Genomic DNA, 16,702 nt, shown 5'->3' with positions numbered 1-16,702 from the left:
ATCAGTTGTCCGCACACGCCGCGTTTTGTCTTCAGTCCTGATGGATTAGCGCTCTAGCAGCTCTACCGTATCTTTCAGCGTGGATGCCGAGCCTACATTGCCCGGGAAGATAACGTAATACAGCCCGGGGAACTTGCTTTCGTCTCCTGTAATCCAGACCGGAATGCCGGGCTGGATCTGTCCGGCGACTGTAGCGCGCTGTACGCGCAATCCCTTGGTGCCGATATCGCTGGATGTAATGCCGCCTTTGGCAATAATGTACTTCGGCCGTACATTCAGCCGCTGCACAATGCTGGTGACGGCATCCGAAATTTTCACCGATTGCTGCAGTTCTTCCTCTTGCTTCCCTTCGCCAAGATCCAGCCGCTCGCGGCGCGTGTAGACCGTAACGGTCTTGCCGGTTGCAATCGCCGCTTCAGTCTCGGCAATGACGCGGTCAATCTCTGACTTGAATGCTTCCGGTTGCGTCACTAAATGAACATTAAATTCGATAAAGGTTACAAAATCGCATGTTTTCAGCTGCTCAAGCTGCTCGGTCGTTTTCTTTACATGCGAGCCGACGAGGATCAGCCCGCCGGTCCCTGGCTGGCCGTCCACAACCTCTTCCTTCGTCAGAAGCGGTCTGTCGCTTACGCCGCCAATGACTTTCGTAAAGGCTGCAGCCGTGCGGAACATAAACGTCTTGCCATTCTTCATCGCACGTACCAGCGCAATGGCGAACACCTTCACGTCGATGTCGTCGACGGCATTGACGACGACCTTATTAAAGTCGCTTACGTTCATAAGCTGCTCCTCGATGTCTCCGATTTGCAGGGCGCGCAGGCTGTCTAGCGAGACGTACGTGGTGTCCGCAGCTTTGAATGCACCGCCGGACTTCTCTTCTACCCATCGGCCCAAATCGGACTCGGTATATCCGAAGGTGCGGTCACGAGCGAATTCCGTTTCGCCCGCAGGTACCAGTTCCTCGCCATATTGAACGTAATGGATGTTGTCGATCGTATAACGTCCGCCCGCTTTGAAGAAGGGCAGAATGACCTCGCCGTCAAACGGGATGCCGGAAGCCGCTTCCGTAGTCTGGCGTAGCGTCTCGGTCTCCAGCGGATAATGTCCCCGAAGCGTGGAATCGCCGCGGCTCACAATCAGATAAGGCTTGCCGCCAAGCTGTTTGGACGCCTCCGCCGCATGGCGGGCAATGTCGCGGTGAACCGTTTCCGTCTCGCTTGCGATGAGGCCGCGCGAGTTGGTCAGGATGAAGAACATCGATTCTTGCTCGCGAAAGCCTTGGAGCATCGTCTCCAGCGACCAATCCGTATACACGGAGATGCCATGTACCGTCTGAACGCCGGTCGGATCATCGTCCAGCACAATGATTTTCCGGTCGAAGCTTTGCAGCTCCGCTTCAAGCCATTCATTCACTTGCCTGCTGTCGACAGCAGGGAAGCGGTCAAATACGTCTCTCGCCAATCGGTTTCCAATATGCATAGGTTTCACACCTTTTTATTTATAGTTAGGGAGATTACAGCCCTGGCAGAATGCCGCTGAACAGGCTAAGCGCATAGACGGAAGCCAGCGCGGTCAGACCGGCGATGAAACCGCCGAGCGTCCATACTTTAAGCGTCTGCGGCACCGTCAGCTTGCCGAAGCGGTTCACGACCCAGAAGCCGGAGTCATTCGGCAGTGACAAGCCGATGCCGCCCGCACAGATTGCGAGGCCGAGCAGAATAGGCGATACGCCCAGATCGACAATAAGCGGTCCCATGATAGTAGACGTTGTCACCAGCGCCACCGTCGAAGAGCCGAGTGATGCCCGCAGGATTTGAGAGAAAATAAAGGCCAGCATGAGAACCGGAATGCTCCAGCTCTGCATCGTCGTAATCAGATAGTCGCCGATGCCGCTATGATTAATGACTGCGCCGAATGCGCCGCCCGCGCCCGTAATGAGTACGATCATGCCCGCCGTAGCGATTGCTTCGGAATACAGTTTGTTGTAATTGTCCGCAATGTAAGGCCGAAGGAAGATGATCGCCGCCAGAACGCTTATTAGCAGGGCGATGTTCTTGTCACCGATGAATCCGAAGAACGTCTCAATGGACGTGCCCGGAAACAGCATTTTGGAGAAGGTATTCGCTAGAATTAGCACGATCGGAAGCGCCAGCATGCCGAAGGACAATGCCGTGCTGATTTCTTTGCGCGAGCCTTCCTCGACTTTCACCTCTTCGATGTCCTCTGCTTTCACTTCGGTTTTCACACGTTTGCCGATGAACATGCCGTATACGAAGCCCCCGACAAGCGTAGCCGGAATAGCGCAGATTAATCCGTACAGAATGAACAGACCCAAATCCGAGCCCGTATTCTCAGCTACGATCATCGGGCCAGGCGTAGGCGCAATCATGTTATGAGAGGTAATGAGGCCGATGCCAAGCGCCGTGACGAACGTAATAATCGAAATCCCTGTGCGGGAGGCGAGACTCTTCAGTAATCCGCTCAGAATGACGAAGGCGGCGTCGAAAAAGACAGGAATCGATACGATAGTACCTGATACGGCAAGGCCTGCCGGGGATTTCTTGATGCCGAATATTTTCAGCAGCGCTTCGGCAATTTTCTCGATCGCGCCGGAAGCGCCAAGGAATTGGCCGAAGATAACGCCAAGACCGATCAAAATGCCAACCCCTGTTAGCGTATTGCCGAAGCCGGAGGTGACGATGCCAGGCACTTCCTTCAGCGGAATCCCGATGGCGATCGCCGTTCCGAAGGCGATAACAGTCAAAGCGAGAAACGGTTCAACCTTCCATTTGATAATGAGCAGGAAGAGAAAGGCTAATGCAATAACGAATGCAACAATGAGCATAGGTCCGGTTAACATAGGGCTTCCACCTTTTCGTCGTAGTGTTGTTGCTTATTTAGGATTCTTGCCGCCGACTTCCACATTCGCCAGCTTCTCGTAGTACTGAACGATGCCGCCGTGATCATGTGCTTGCTTGCCTTCATCCCGGAGCGTCTCGAATACATGGCGCACATGGGCTGTAAGCGGAAGCGGCACGTCATAGGCGTCAGCCGTCTCCATCACGTTCGTCAGGTCTTTCAAGTTAATGTCAACACGGCCGCCCGCCTTGAAATTGCGCTCCAGAATCATGGGAACCTTGGCATCAAGCACCGTGCTGCCTGCCAATCCGCCGCGGATCGCCTGGTAGAGCTTCTCGATATCGATGCCGGCTTTTGCCGCCAATACGAGCGCTTCGGACATAGCTGCTATGTTAACGTTTACAATGATCTGATTGGCCAGCTTCGCTGTGGAGCCGCTGCCGCTCGGGCCGACACGGACCACATCTTTGCCCATGCTAGTGAGAACGGGCAGTACGCGCTGGAAGGCCGCTTCATCTCCGCCTACCATAATGGATAAGGTGCCGTCAATCGCTTTGGGCTCGCCGCCGCTTACCGGCGCATCCAGCATGGAGATGCCTAGCGCCGCAAGGGCCTCGGCCACTTCCTTTGCCACGACGGGCGAGATGGAGCTCATATCGACTACGATAGTGCCTTCTTTGGCTCCATGGATAATGCCGTCCTCGCCAAGAACAACGCTCTTCACAATTGCATTATTAGGGAGCATCGTAATTATGACATCGCTTTCAATTGCAACGGCTTTAGGGGAAGCTCCTTGCACTGCACCCGCCTGTACCACGTCGGCAACGGCTTCCGTATTCAGATCGTACACCGTAAGGCTGTAACCTTTTTGAATCAAATTTTTGGCCATTGGTTTACCCATAATGCCAAGTCCAACGAAACCAATCTTCATGTTGGAACCTCCTATATCGTGTTGTTTAGTGATTTCGAAAGTTATTGTACACAAATATTTTTAAAATGTATACAAAAAATACGAAATGGATACAAAATAAATATTGGATTCCACTTTCAAAGGCGATTCGATAGCTTTATAATTTAGAGATAGTCTGTACCGAACCGCTATTTTTATGAGCAGCAAAGGAAGGTTAAATTCATGAGCAAGCAGGCGTTTCAAGCGGCATATGTGCATTGTTATGAGCTGATTAGGGATAAAATATTGAATGGAGAATTGCCGGGAGGAACAAAGCTGGTAGAGGAACGACTTGCGGAAGAACTCGGCGTCAGCCGAACGCCTGTCCGAGAGTCGATTCGGAAGCTGGAGCAGGAGGGCCTCATTCAGCGCAAGCGTGTCGTACAGCCCACAGTGGAGGATTTGCGCCATATTTTCGAGGTACGCATGCTTCTGGAGGGTTTCGCTGCGCGCTGCGCAGCATCTTATATGGACGAGGCGACTCAGGACAAGGTGCAGGAATGCATCACGATTGCGCACGAAGGCACGGTCGAGGTAACAATGAATGCGAACAAGCAGTTCCATGATCTGATCGTTCAGGCGAGCCGGAACCCGGAAATTATTAGTATTATTGATCGGATGCAATCCATCATCTATTTGTTCCGAAGAGCGGTGGTCTATTATAAACGCCCGTTCCTGATTGATGAGCACCAGCATATTCTGGATGCGATTCGCGCTCATGACGCAGCAACCGCAGAGAGACTGATGAAGGAACATCTACAGGCGGATTTGGATTTTTATTTGCATCTGGGAAAGCATTAGGCATGACAATAGAAGCCTCCGAGTGTCTCGGGGCTTCTTTCAATAGGCAGCGGGCAAGAAAGCTTGAGTCACTCAGGTGCTGCAGTCTATGTGTAAAAGGGATGGCAGGGGCGTGCTAGCCAGCCATGCGCTTCTTCTTATCTTCAGTGCATGTGCGCCCCCATTGGTTGCATTGGTTGAACATCGGGCATTTGCGGTATTGGACAAGAGCGTCGTCCAGCGCTTGGCTAGCTAGCAGTACGGACGGGTCGACGAAGGATTGGAACTCATCAAAGGTGTTTTCCATAATGACTCTGAGCTTCTCGATTTGATTCCTACATGGACAGTCCAAAGGGCTAATCCTCCTTTGAAAGTATAAAATTTCATGCGAAAGTATCATTTCTTATCTATAGTTTACAACAAATAGAGAAGAATGGCGATATGTGGAATAAAAAGTCGAAGAATGTTTTGTGAATTTCTGGATCGTATGTTATTTTGACGCTTGGTCCATGTCAATGATAGTATATACACAAATTACCAAATAATCCAATGGGGATTATGAAAAGGATAGAAGGGGCAAAGGGTAAGCAGAAGGAGAGTTCCGGCCCTGTGAGCATGAGGACTGGATGAGGCTTCCGACATCGATGGATGAAGGGTGGGGTTATGGAAAGACCAAGTTTGCGCTTTGATAAAAAGCGGACGCAGCCTTTGTTTTTATGCCGGTGGGGGTGCTGTATGGAGCAGGAGTCGCAAGGGCATTTTCGAATGTGTATATCGAGCGAAGGCAGGTCATATGAATCGGCAAAATATGGGGGCTGGACCGGCGCCGCAGCGTCGGGCCAGCCCCGTCCTTTAGGCATGAATGCTTGTATATCGGTTAGGCGGAATGGGGATGCCCAGATGCTCGCGAAGCGTGGCGCCTTCATATTCGGTGCGGAATAGTCCGCGCTTCTGCAAGATCGGAACGACCTGGTCGACGAAGACCTCCAGCCCGTCGGGCAGAGAAGGCGCCATCAGCATGAAGCCGTCGGCTGCTCCGCCGAGAAACCAGCGCTCAATGGTTTCGGCAATCTTCTCCGGCGTGCCGACCCAATCTTCGCCGCTGAATGCGCCGGTAAGCAAGGAGTACAGCTCCCGAAGCGTCGGATTCTCCCGCTCGATCACCGGCTGATGCTTGCGGTAATCCGACTTGGCGAGCTTAAGCTCGCCGAGCCCCAACTCATCGGCGCGCGCGTCCAGCGTATAGCCGGTAAAGTCGATATCTTTGAAATAATCGGAGAGGAAGCTGATGCCGGTATCTTCACTGATAAGCGATTCCAGCTGCTTCCGCTTCTCCGTCGCCTCCGCTTCCGTGCTGCCGATGATGGGGGAGAAGCCTTGCAGGATATGGACATGCTCCGGGTTGCGTCCGGCTTCCGCTACAATACGCTTATACGAACGGTAGAACTGCTCGGCATCCTCAAAGTTGTATTTGATTGAGAAGATGACTTCCGCAACTTGGGCAGAGAAGCTTTGGCCGGAATCCGAGGTGCCTGCCTGCACAAGGACGGGATGGCCTTGCGGGGAACGGCCGATATTGAGCGGACCCTCTACGGAGAAAAACTCGCCTTTATGCCGGATACGATACAGCTTCTCAGGATCGAAGAATACGCCGGACTCCTTATCGCGCACGAAGGCGTCGTCCTCCCAGGAGTCCCACAGCCCGCGCACGACTTGCAGAAATTCAGCCGCGCGCTTGTAGCGGAAGCTGTGCTCCAGATGCTCCTCGGCACCGAAGTTGCGGGCAGTATTGCCGGAGAGATCACGTGTTGTGACGATATTCCAGCCTGCTCGACCTTTGCTGATATGATCGACCGACATGAGCAGTCTTGCCAGATTGAACGGCTCGATATAGGAGGTGGACGCAGTGGCGACCAGGCCGATATGTGACGTAGCTCCGGCCAGAGCGGCGATGAGCGTAATGGGCTCGAAGCGGTTCAGAATGTTGGGATGGGACACTTCGTTAATGGCAAGGCTGTCGGCCAGGAAGGCGATATCGAACTTGCCGCGCTCGGCCGTCTGAGCCAACCGCTTGTAATAGTCGATGTCGATGCTGGAGCCGGGTTGTGCCCCCGGCAGCCGCCATGAGGCGGTATGCATGCCGGTCCCGACCAGATAAGCCGATAGTTTGATTTGACGATTCGCTGTCATGTTGTGCACTCCCCATATCCAATTAATCACATAAGATTTATTGGAAAATAATTTAACACGGTGCCAATTCTTGCGTCAATCCCCATTTTCAAATGATTGCTTGAAATAATCTTTTTTTGAAATGTTGACGAATCCGGGAAGCTGGCCTATACTGTGTTCATAAGTCCAACTAAATAGGTATGAATACTCAATATTATTCTACCGGATAACCGGGGATGCTGCTGATCGTTCAGTTGCATCTCCTTTTTTTGTTCACCCATTCATCATACGAGGAGAGTGTTGAACATGGCAGACGAGCAAAACTACCGTCCTGAGACACTGGCTGTCCACGGAGGACAAGAGCTTGATCCCGCTACCTTTGCAAGAGCGGTACCAATTTATCAGACGACATCTTATGGGTTTCGTGATACCGAGCACGCGGCGAACCTGTTCGGACTGAAGGAGTTCGGTCATATCTACACCCGCGTAGGCAATCCAACGACGGATGTATTCGAGCGAAGAGTCGCTGCCTTAGAAGGCGGCGCCGGGGCCTTGTCTACCGCATCGGGTCAAGCGGCAATCACGTATTCCATCTTCAACCTTGCAGGAACGGGGGACCATATCGTATCCTCGGCCAGCCTGTACGGGGGCACGTACAATCTGTTCGCCACGACCTTTCTGAAATTCGGCATTGACGTGACCTTTGTCGATCCGTCGGACCCTGAGAATTTCCGCAAAGCGATCCGCAGCAATACGAAAGCGATCTTCGCAGAAACGATCGGCAACCCAAAAGGGGATGTGCTGGATATCGAGACGATCGCTGAAGCGGCGCATGACAACGGCATTCCACTCATTGTGGATAACACGTTCCCGAGCCCTTATCTGCTTCAGCCAATCGCCCATGGCGCAGACATTGTCGTTCATTCCGCCACCAAATTTATTGGCGGTCACGGTACGTCGATCGGCGGGGTCATCGTAGACGGCGGCAAGTTCGACTGGGAAGCGAGCGGCAAGTTCCCGGGGCTGACGGAGCCTGATTCGAGCTATGAAGGCATTGTGTTTACAGAAGCGTTCAAGGAGCTGGCTTATATTACGAAAGCTAGAGTTCAACTGCTGAGAGATATCGGCGCGGTCTTGTCCCCATTCAACTCCTTCCTGCTGTTGCAAGGGTTAGAGACGCTGCATCTTAGACTGGAGCGTCATAGCGAGAACGCGCTGGCTGTAGCCCGGTATCTGGAAGACCATCCGGATGTTGAGTGGGTCAGCTATCCGGGGCTTGAGTCGCACGCTTCCTACGCCTTGGCGCAGAAATATTTGAAAAAAGGGCAGGGAGCGATTCTCGCATTCGGAATCAAGGGAGGCGTCGCAGCCGGCAAGCAGCTCATCCATGGCGTAAAACTATTCTCTCATCTGGCAAATGTCGGCGACTCCAAGTCGCTCATTATCCACCCGGCCAGCACGACGCACTTGCAGCTGTCGGAGCAGGAGCAACTGGCGGCAGGCGTTACGCCGGGACTAATCCGGCTGTCGATCGGAACGGAAGCGATTGAGGACATCATCGAAGATTTGAAACAGGCGATTGAGCTAAGCCAGCAAGTGCCGGCCAGCGAGGCCTGAGGGCAGGGTGGAGGCAGATATGCATGATTACAGTACAACAACTGAGCAAGAGCTATTCTACGGCAAAAGGAGCTGCGATACAGGCGCTTGACGGAATCGATCTGCATATCGACAGGGGAGATATTTTCGGCATTATCGGCTTCAGCGGCGCGGGCAAATCAACGCTCATCCGCTGCCTGAACCGGCTGGAGGAGCCGGATGCGGGCTCCATCCTCGTCGGCGGCAAGGATATTATGCTGCTGAAGGGGAAGGAGCTGCGGCAAGCGCGCCAGAAGATCGGCATGATCTTCCAGCAGTTCAACCTGCTGGACTCCCGCACGGTATACGGGAATGTCGCCTTCCCGCTGGAGGTGGCGGGGAAGAGCAAAGCCGAAATTCGCGATCGTGTGACCGACATCCTGGAGCTGGTGCAGCTGTCTGACAAAGCGGGCATGTACCCGTCGCAGCTGAGCGGAGGGCAGAAGCAGCGCGTCGGCATTGCCCGGGCGCTCGCCAACGACCCCGATGTGCTGCTCAGCGATGAGGCAACGTCGGCGCTTGACCCGGAGACGACGCATTCCATCCTGGAGCTGATGAAGGATATTAACCGCAAGCTGAAGCTGACGATTGTGCTCATTACGCATGAGCTGGATGTGCTGCAGCATATTTGCAACCGGATGGCGGTCATCGAAGGCGGTCGAATTGTAGAGACGGGTACGGTGGATAAATTTTTTATGCATCCCGAAAGCGCCACGTCAAAGCGGTTCGTCCATATTGTGCAAAACTATTACGCCAATCGGTTTTTGGTAGAGGGACAGGGTGCAGGCATATGAGGGATGATCTATTCGATTTGCTGTGGACCGGACTGCTGGAGACGCTGTATATGGTGTTCTGGTCGTCGCTGTTCGCCCTCGCGATTGGTCTGACGTTCGGCATTACGGTGGTCGTGACAGAACGGGGAGGCATTCTGCCGATTCCGATTCTGAACAAGGTGATCGGCTTCTTCATAAATACCGTTCGCTCCTTGCCATTTATCATTCTAATCGTCATTCTGCTGCCTGTATCGCGATTCATCGTCGGTACCTCGCTAGGTCCGAAAGCGGCGATCGTGGCATTGTCCATCGGTGCAGCTCCATTCCTGGCGCGAATTATCGAGAATTCGCTCAAAGAAGTTGCCGGGGGCAAGATCGAAGCAGCGAAGTCGGTCGGCGCATCCCCCGCCGTTATCATCTTTCGGGTGCTCATTCCCGAGGCATTGCCCGCGCTTGTGCGCGCAGCGACGATTGCCGTCATTGCGATTACGGAATTTACGGCAGTAGCCGGAGCGATCGGAGCGGGCGGGCTGGGCAGCCTGGCAATCCGATTCGGCTATCAGCGGTTCCGGGAGGATATTCTGCTTGCGACTGTACTCGTTATTATTGTGCTCGTTCAACTCATTCAATGGACGGGGGATTGGACGGCCCGAACCATCCAGCAGCGGCGGTTCAAACGGGAATAAGGCAATCCGATTCAGCCAAATCAATCCTATGATCCAATTCCAGCGCCCGCAGGAATCGATACATAGACAATGCAATCACATGAATCCAATTACAGGAAAGAAGGTCATGATTCCGATGAAACGTAAAAAAAACAAATCGATTACAGTAGCTGCTCTTATGCTGACTCTTGCCATCCTGGCGGCGGGCTGCTCATCGGGCAATAAGGAAAAGGGCAATGAGCCGGGGCCGTCGGAGGCAGCTGGCGGCAATACGGGAAGCGTGACGCTGAAGGTCGGCTCCGCAGCCGTGCCGCATGCCGAGATTTTGAATGAGGTGAAGGCGTCTTTGAAGGAGAAGGGTGTCGACCTTGAAGTGGTGGTATTCGACGATGAAGGGCAGCTGAATCCGGCGCTGCATGAGAAGCAGATCGATGCGAACTTCTTCCAGCACGTGCCTTACCTTGATTCGATCAAGGATGAGAAGGGTTATGATTTTGCCGTGACGACGAAGGTTCACGTGGAGCCGATCGGTTTCTACTCCGATAAGCTCAAGTCGAAGGATGAGATCAAGGAAGGCGCCAAAATCGGCATTCCGAACAACCCGTCCAATGAATACCGCGCGCTGGTGCTGCTTCAGGAGCAAGGTCTGATCAAGCTGCGCGATGATCTCACGACCTATGAGGCGACGCCGAAGGACATTGTCGACAATCCGCTTAAGTTGGAATTTATCGAAGCCGACTCCGCGACGCTGCCGCGTGCACTGCCGGATCTGGACGGCGCTATTATTAATACGAACTTGATTCTGGAAGCGAAGATTGATCCGGAGTCAGCTCTGTTCCGTGAAAATGCGAATTCTCCATATGCCAACATCATTGTTGTGCGCAAGGGTGACGAGAACCGCGAGGAAATCAAAAAGCTGCACGATGCGCTCACTTCGCCGGAGGTAAAGAAGTTCATTGAAGAGAAGTACGGCGTAGCTGTTGTACCGGCATTCTAATGGGCAATTAAGCCAGAACGAGCGACATTCTCTAAGTAAACAAGAAAAACCAAGTTAGAAACTTGCGGCAAAGCCGTCCTACTTGCGAGGGCGGCTTGCTCGCATCTATGCGATCAAACTTATGACTCAGGGAGGCTGCAAGATGGCTGTACGATTAAGCATTTTAGATCAAAGCCCTATTTATAAAGGAGATACGGGCTCGGAAGCGTTAAGGAGTACCGTGCGGCTGGCGCAGCGGGCAGAGCAGCTAGGCTACTACCGTTTCTGGGTATCGGAGCATCATGACTCCGCCCATGTAGCGGGATCGTCGCCGGAGGTGCTCATCTCGTATTTGCTGGCAAGCACGGAGCGGATTCGCGTAGGCTCAGGCGGCGTTATGCTCCAGCATTACAGCCCGTACAAGGTTGCGGAAAACTTCAACGTGCTGTCGTCGCTGGCGCCCGGCCGGGTCGATCTCGGCATCGGACGTTCGCCGGGCGGCTTGCCCAAGTCTGCGCAGGCGCTTCGGCAGAGCAATTACGGTACCTTGCCGGATTTGACGGAGAAGCTCGCGGAACTGGACCGCTACTTAACGGATTCCTTGGAGGAGAGCCATCCGCTGTACGGACTGAAGGCCACGCCGCTCCCGCTTATTCCCGCCGATCTCTTCATTCTCGGCACGTCGGTCGAAAGCGCGAAGCAAGCCGCACGCCTCGGATTGCCGTACGTATTCTCCTTGTTTATTACGGGCGATGAGGATGCAGCGGAAGAGGCTTTGAACGCTTATCGTGATGCCTTCACTTCGGTGCGCGGCTCGGAGCCGCTGCCGCTGGTGGCGTTATCGATTATTGCCGCGGATACGGAAGAGGAGGCTGCAGCGATTGCCAGCGAAGTGCAGCTGATTAAGATTCATCTGGCAAGCGGTCGCACGATCACGGTATCGACGCTGGAGCATGCGGAGCAATTCGAGAAGCAGTCGACGGAGCCGTATACGATCGAAGTGAAGCAGCCGCATATTACAAAAGGAACAGGAGAGTCGGTATGGCGCGAGCTGAAGCACAAGGCCGAGCGGCTGAATGTGCCGGAGCTGATCTTGCTTGCTCCGATTCGCCACCCGGAGAAGCGTATCCGCAGCTTCGAGCTGCTCATTGAAGCGGCACAAACAGCTTCTGAAGAGAAGGAGTCCGACCGAGCTATTCCTTAATTGGATATGAAAAGAACAAGGCGCAGCCAATAACGGCTGCGCCTTGTTCAGGCTGTCGAGAAAGTCCCCAGTTACTGGAACGTTGCTGCAGGCTACATCTTGCTCTCAACCGAAATAGGCTGTATTCGGTGTATCGCAAGAACGATATCGCCGTTATAAGTTAATCTATATCGATAAGTCGCTGCGGCGATTCAACGTAATAAAAGCATCGTTCCCTTTATGCGGGACGATGCTTTTTTGCGGAAATATGCGAGGAAATGATTCAAAAGGAGCTGTATATTATTCCGTAAATGAATCAATGACGTGGCAGCCTGCACCAATGGCAACAATGTTGTAGTTTGCGGCAGGTTTGTATTGGATGTTCATCTCAGGTAGGTTTGACATTCTTTTTTTAACTGCGTCGACCGCAGTATTGAAAAATACGGGATTCGGACCTAGCGCGCCTCCAATAATAACGGTGTCCGGCTGTGTGATGAGGGTCAAATTGAACAGACCAATGCCAAAATAATAGGCGGCGGTTCTTACAACGTGGCAAGTCAAAGGGTCTTCAAGCGTAAGCGCTTCTTGCATATGCTCGAATTCGAGATGCTCGATATTGTCTATAAGCTCAGTAAGCTTAGATGGTTGCCCTAACTTAATCTGACGCACGAGTTCGTGACGAATGGCTCGAACGCTGCTGAACGCCTCTAAACATCCATAGGCGCCGCAGGTGCATCTTGGACCATTCACATCTACGACCATATGGCCGAATGCATGATCGGATAGGACGGAATGCCGATTTTCGATTCCGAGTTTGGTTACAAATCCGCTCCGAATGCCAATGCTAGACATCGTGTAAAGGAGCCGTTCCCCCTGATCATGGTTGAATTTGCGGTATTCGCCCAGGGCTGCGAGATCTGCTCCGTTTTTCTCTATGATCCTGACTTGGAATCTTTCCTCCATGAATTGCACGATCCCGTTTACAGGACGATGACTGGTCGAACCAATTCCAATCCCAAGCAGCTTCTCTTGATCGATATGATGTTCCTGAATTAAGCTTTGAACGGATTCCAGGCAAAATGCTTGAATGGCTGCGGCACTTTCAGTTGATTGAAGTTTTTTCTTTATGACATCGATAATATCCAGCTCCAAATCAAGCAACGCAATCGTTATATACGAGAGTGAAATGTCGATGCCAATTACCGAATAGGCTTTCGCATTAATCCGATACATAAGCGGCTTTCGTCCCCCGCTGGAGAGTCCGTATCCGGACAACTGAATTAAATTCGCTTGAAGAAGCTCTTCTAATAAGCGAGAGCAAGTATTGGGCTTTAATTTGGATATTTCCACAACATCACTGACCGATACAGGTCCGAATTTATGAATAATCCGATACATGGTCTGCAAGTTCAAATTTTTGGGCGACATGGGTTGTGTAAATTGCTTAAGCAGAAGAATCACTTCCTATTCATTAGAAAAGAAAATTCATTCTCATTCTAGCTGAATCCTTATGGGGATACAAGAATGGAGAAAAATAGGAAAAAATAGTTTGATGAAGAATCCGTATACATACATTCAAAAACGAAATAAGTTACGAGTAAATATTGGGATACAAGCTTTTTATTAATTTAAAACACATACTTTTATTCAAATTCAAAAAAAGTTATGTACAAATAGGCTCAATCGCATTACAATGAAAGCAGTTACATGTAGCTGCAATAAAGGAGCATACTAAATGATGGGGTGAGTTTTTATGGGAATGAGAACTGAGTTGTCCAAAGAGGGAAAACTCGGGATATGGAAGGTATTGACTTGGTTGCTGGTGTTTGAATTTTTCTTTGTATTTAATAACAATGTATTCAATTTGATTTCCCCAAAGCTTGTTGATGAATTCAAAGTTGCCCCATCAACGGTGAGTCTCGTTATCTCAATGGGGACGCTGGCATTTGGAGTTTGCTCGATCGTTTATACGATATTAGCCGATCGCATCAGCATGCGGAGAATCTTGCTTGTCACTTGCGCCACATTTCCGATTATTTCGGTTCTCGGCGTATTCTCCGTCTATCATTTCACGCTATTAATTCTTTTCCGTGTTTTGTTCGGGATGTCGATTGCAGCACCGGTCGCACTAGCTGTCATTATTGCGCTTCGTTATTTCAACAAGCTTGAGGCGGCAAAGCTATTCGGATTTATCGGAGCCATTTTCCAACTGGGAGCGGCTTTCGGCAATGCGCTCGGCGGCTATATTACCGAGCACCTGAGCTGGAATTACATTTTCTTATTTTCATGTATTACGATATTCAGCATCCCAACTATTTACAGGCATATGCCACAGGAGAAAAGCCGGCAGCATTCTTTTGATTACGCAGGAGTTGTTATGCTGACGGGAGTCGTCACACTTATTATTCTTTTCTTTACCTTCAAAATGCAGTATCTCTGGATGTTGGGGGCAGCTATTGTACTTGGCTTCATTTTTGTGCTTTATTCCAATAAGAAAAAAGATCCATTTGTTGATCTGCGTGTGCTGGGTATTAAAGGGGTAAGTGGATCGCTTCTAGTTTGCTTAATTTTTTATATGACCCAAGCGGCGTTCCTGTTCATTTTCCCATTTATCGTGAGGGATACGTACGGCATGTCTCTGAGCGTAATCGGGATGTTCAATATGTTCACCAATATATTGGCGTTTGCGACAGGCATGTTCTCTGGACGAATTATTAAGGCCATCGGATATAGAAATATGGTGATCCTTGGAGGCGGTTTCATTTTTACCGGTCTATTGGTCGTTGCACTTTTTGTCGGATTTTCGGTAGTGCCTGTATTTATTGGACTTGGGGTTTTCAATATTGGCTATGTGCTGTTTTTCTCAGGATATTTATCGAACTACACGCAACTTTTGCCATCTCAATTTCATGGCGCGGGCGTTGGCATAGAGAAGCTGGTCGTGCAATTAGGATCTTCAATCGGAGCTGCCTTTATCGGGATGTTCTTCGGCGCTTCTTTCATGAGTAAGGCTCTGGTCGATTTCTCCGGTCGCGCGGAAGCCGCGCCATTCAGTAATATGTCAGTCATATTATTAGTTCTTATTGTAGCGGCGACGTCCATGTTCCTATTCATATTTAAGAAAAATGTCAAGCCTCAGGAGGCGTTGATTAAGCAGGCTTAGTGTAGAAAAGATTGTGAGAGGATGGAGGAACGACAACAATGTCAACTCAGCAACCCAATATTGTGTTTATACTGACGGATGATCAGGGACAATGGGCGCTTGGCTGCGCTGGAAATGATGAGATCAAGACGCCTAATTTGGATCGATTGGCGAGCGAAGGCATACGATTCGATCATTTTTTCTGCACCTCTCCCGTGTGCACTCCGGCAAGAGGTTCCATTCTTACTGGGAAAATCCCTTCTCAGCATGGCGTACATGATTTCGTGAGAGAGAATGATAACCCGCACTTGTCTTATTTGGACGGGCAAGTCGCGTATACTGATTTGTTAGCCGAGCAAGGGTATGTATGCGGTCTTAGCGGAAAGTGGGGGCTGTGTAATGACTATAAGCCGCAGAATGGATTTAGCCACTGGTACACCTATCTGTATGACGGCGGGCATTACAACAACCCGATGATGGTGCGAAACGGGGAAGTGATTAAAGAATCGGGATATTTAACCGATTTGATCACACAAGATGCAATGGGATTTATCGAGGAGCAGTCCGAGCGGAAGAACCCGTTCTATATAAGTGTTCATTATACGGCGCCGCATCACTTGTGGATTGGAGAGCATCCGCAGAAATATGTTGACCTGTATAACGAATGCCAATTTCACTCTTGTCCACAGGAACCTATGCATCCAGATTACCTGTCTCTGTCTAATCCCGCGAATGTATTCGAAGAGGCCAGGGAGAATCTTAAGGGATACTTCGCAGCGGTTACAGCGATGGATTATAACGTAGGGCTGTTGCTGGACAAGCTTGAGCATCTTGGGTTGCGAGAGAATACGTTAATTTGCTTTATGAGCGATAACGGATTTAGCTGCGGTCAACATGGTATATGGGGCAAGGGTAATGCAACCTACCCGCAAAATATGTACGACAATTCTGTTAAAGTACCGGCTATATTCAGTCATCCTGGTCGTATTAGGCAAGGCGAAGTGAGCTCTGCGTTGCTTAGTCAATATGATGTGATGCCGACATTGCTCGAGTATGTAGGCATATCTTATCAATCGAATACAGATTTGCCGGGGCGAAGCTTCTGTTCGTTGCTGGATGGCATAGAAGGTCAGGAAGAAGGTCACATCGTTGTCTATGATGAATATGGTCCTGTGCGCATGATTCGTTCGTACCAATATAAGTATATTCATCGGTATCCTTACGGCCCTTTTGCATTCTTCGATTTAGAGCGTGATCCAGAGGAGCGCAACAACTTGTATGAGGAACCGGCTTATGCGGATCTCGTTCAGGAGATGAGGAATCAACTCGAGCAATGGTTCGTGAAGTACGCTGATCCGCAGATGGATGGAGCGCGAATGCCTGTTACCGGTACCGGACAGAGCAACCTTGCGGGACCGAATGTGACCGGAATTGCTGCCTTTAATCAAGAGGGCCGGCTGCATATGGAGAAGTTGAAGCAGCGGCAATAAACATGAAAGTATGCGGAATAGGAAATCAATCAATTAAATTAGGAATTTGAAAGGTGAAGAGCTAAATATGTCCAACAT

The 16,702-nt window shown here is 50.9% G+C and carries 14 protein-coding genes; 8 read left to right on the top strand and 6 right to left on the bottom strand.

What is annotated here, in order from left to right:
• Nucleotides 1-45: 45 nt before the first annotated feature.
• From ACFVSO_RS08995 to garR, 3 genes are read right to left on the bottom strand one after another with little or no spacing between them, the layout of a single operon-like run.
• Nucleotides 46-1,482 carry a four-carbon acid sugar kinase family protein gene (locus tag ACFVSO_RS08995; RefSeq protein WP_387472362.1) on the bottom strand — a complete coding sequence of 479 codons (1,437 nt, stop codon included), beginning with the start codon at nucleotides 1,480-1,482 and terminating at the stop codon, nucleotides 46-48.
• Nucleotides 1,483-1,516: 34 nt separating this feature from the next.
• Entirely contained in the window at nucleotides 1,517-2,863 is a 1,347-nt protein-coding gene (locus ACFVSO_RS08990; RefSeq protein WP_387472360.1) for a GntP family permease, read from the bottom strand.
• 33 nt (nucleotides 2,864-2,896) lie between these two features.
• A complete protein-coding gene (gene garR, locus ACFVSO_RS08985) occupies nucleotides 2,897-3,793 on the bottom strand; it encodes a 2-hydroxy-3-oxopropionate reductase (protein WP_387472358.1) in 897 nt (298 codons plus the stop codon).
• 201 nt (nucleotides 3,794-3,994) lie between these two features.
• On the opposite strand from garR, the gene ACFVSO_RS08980 reads away from it, so the two are divergent.
• Nucleotides 3,995-4,612 carry a GntR family transcriptional regulator gene (locus ACFVSO_RS08980; RefSeq protein WP_387472355.1) on the top strand — a complete coding sequence of 206 codons (618 nt, stop codon included), beginning with the start codon at nucleotides 3,995-3,997 and terminating at the stop codon, nucleotides 4,610-4,612.
• Nucleotides 4,613-4,727: 115 nt separating this feature from the next.
• Here the strand turns inward: ACFVSO_RS08980 and ACFVSO_RS08975 are convergent, their stop codons facing one another.
• Nucleotides 4,728-4,943, bottom strand: a complete 216-nt coding sequence (locus ACFVSO_RS08975; protein ID WP_387472353.1) for an aspartyl-phosphate phosphatase Spo0E family protein — start codon at nucleotides 4,941-4,943, stop codon at nucleotides 4,728-4,730.
• A gap of 500 nt (nucleotides 4,944-5,443) precedes the next feature.
• Nucleotides 5,444-6,781: an LLM class flavin-dependent oxidoreductase gene (locus ACFVSO_RS08970; RefSeq protein ID WP_387472351.1), complete on the bottom strand. Its 1,338-nt coding sequence runs from the start codon at nucleotides 6,779-6,781 to the stop codon at nucleotides 5,444-5,446.
• A gap of 285 nt (nucleotides 6,782-7,066) precedes the next feature.
• Between ACFVSO_RS08970 and ACFVSO_RS08965 the strand changes: the two genes are divergently transcribed.
• The 5 genes from ACFVSO_RS08965 (at nucleotide 7,067) to ACFVSO_RS08945 (ending at nucleotide 12,013) form a co-directional block, all read left to right on the top strand.
• Complete coding sequence (locus ACFVSO_RS08965; RefSeq protein ID WP_387472349.1) at nucleotides 7,067-8,377, top strand: homocysteine synthase; 1,311 nt, start codon at nucleotides 7,067-7,069, stop codon at nucleotides 8,375-8,377.
• A 23-nt stretch (nucleotides 8,378-8,400) separates the two neighbouring features.
• On the top strand, nucleotides 8,401-9,189 hold the full coding sequence (locus tag ACFVSO_RS08960) for a methionine ABC transporter ATP-binding protein (RefSeq protein ID WP_387472347.1): 789 nt from the start codon (nucleotides 8,401-8,403) through the stop codon (nucleotides 9,187-9,189).
• Nucleotides 9,186-9,854, top strand: coding sequence for a methionine ABC transporter permease (locus ACFVSO_RS08955; protein WP_387472345.1), 669 nt, complete (start codon nucleotides 9,186-9,188; stop codon nucleotides 9,852-9,854). Before ACFVSO_RS08960 ends, ACFVSO_RS08955 begins: the two co-directional genes overlap by 4 nt.
• A 115-nt stretch (nucleotides 9,855-9,969) precedes the next feature.
• Complete coding sequence (locus ACFVSO_RS08950) at nucleotides 9,970-10,830, top strand: MetQ/NlpA family ABC transporter substrate-binding protein (protein ID WP_387472343.1); 861 nt, start codon at nucleotides 9,970-9,972, stop codon at nucleotides 10,828-10,830.
• 142 nt (nucleotides 10,831-10,972) lie between these two features.
• Nucleotides 10,973-12,013 carry an LLM class flavin-dependent oxidoreductase gene (locus ACFVSO_RS08945; protein WP_387472340.1) on the top strand — a complete coding sequence of 347 codons (1,041 nt, stop codon included), beginning with the start codon at nucleotides 10,973-10,975 and terminating at the stop codon, nucleotides 12,011-12,013.
• A gap of 279 nt (nucleotides 12,014-12,292) precedes the next feature.
• On the opposite strand, the gene ACFVSO_RS08940 is transcribed toward ACFVSO_RS08945, so the two are convergent.
• Entirely contained in the window at nucleotides 12,293-13,420 is a 1,128-nt protein-coding gene (locus tag ACFVSO_RS08940; protein ID WP_387472338.1) for an ROK family protein, read from the bottom strand.
• Nucleotides 13,421-13,745: 325 nt separating this feature from the next.
• Here ACFVSO_RS08940 and ACFVSO_RS08935 point away from each other — a divergent pair, with 325 nt between their 5' ends.
• Both ACFVSO_RS08935 and ACFVSO_RS08930 read left to right on the top strand, forming a co-directional pair.
• Nucleotides 13,746-15,155, top strand: coding sequence for an MFS transporter (locus tag ACFVSO_RS08935; protein WP_387472336.1), 1,410 nt, complete (start codon nucleotides 13,746-13,748; stop codon nucleotides 15,153-15,155).
• A 38-nt stretch (nucleotides 15,156-15,193) separates the two neighbouring features.
• On the top strand, nucleotides 15,194-16,624 hold the full coding sequence (locus tag ACFVSO_RS08930; protein ID WP_387472334.1) for a sulfatase family protein: 1,431 nt from the start codon (nucleotides 15,194-15,196) through the stop codon (nucleotides 16,622-16,624).
• Nucleotides 16,625-16,702 lie beyond the last annotated feature (78 nt).

The organism is Paenibacillus sp. NPDC057967 (assembly GCF_042887015.1).
Taxonomy (GTDB): domain Bacteria; phylum Bacillota; class Bacilli; order Paenibacillales; family Paenibacillaceae; genus Pristimantibacillus.
This window is presented reverse-complemented; position numbering and strand designations above follow the sequence as displayed.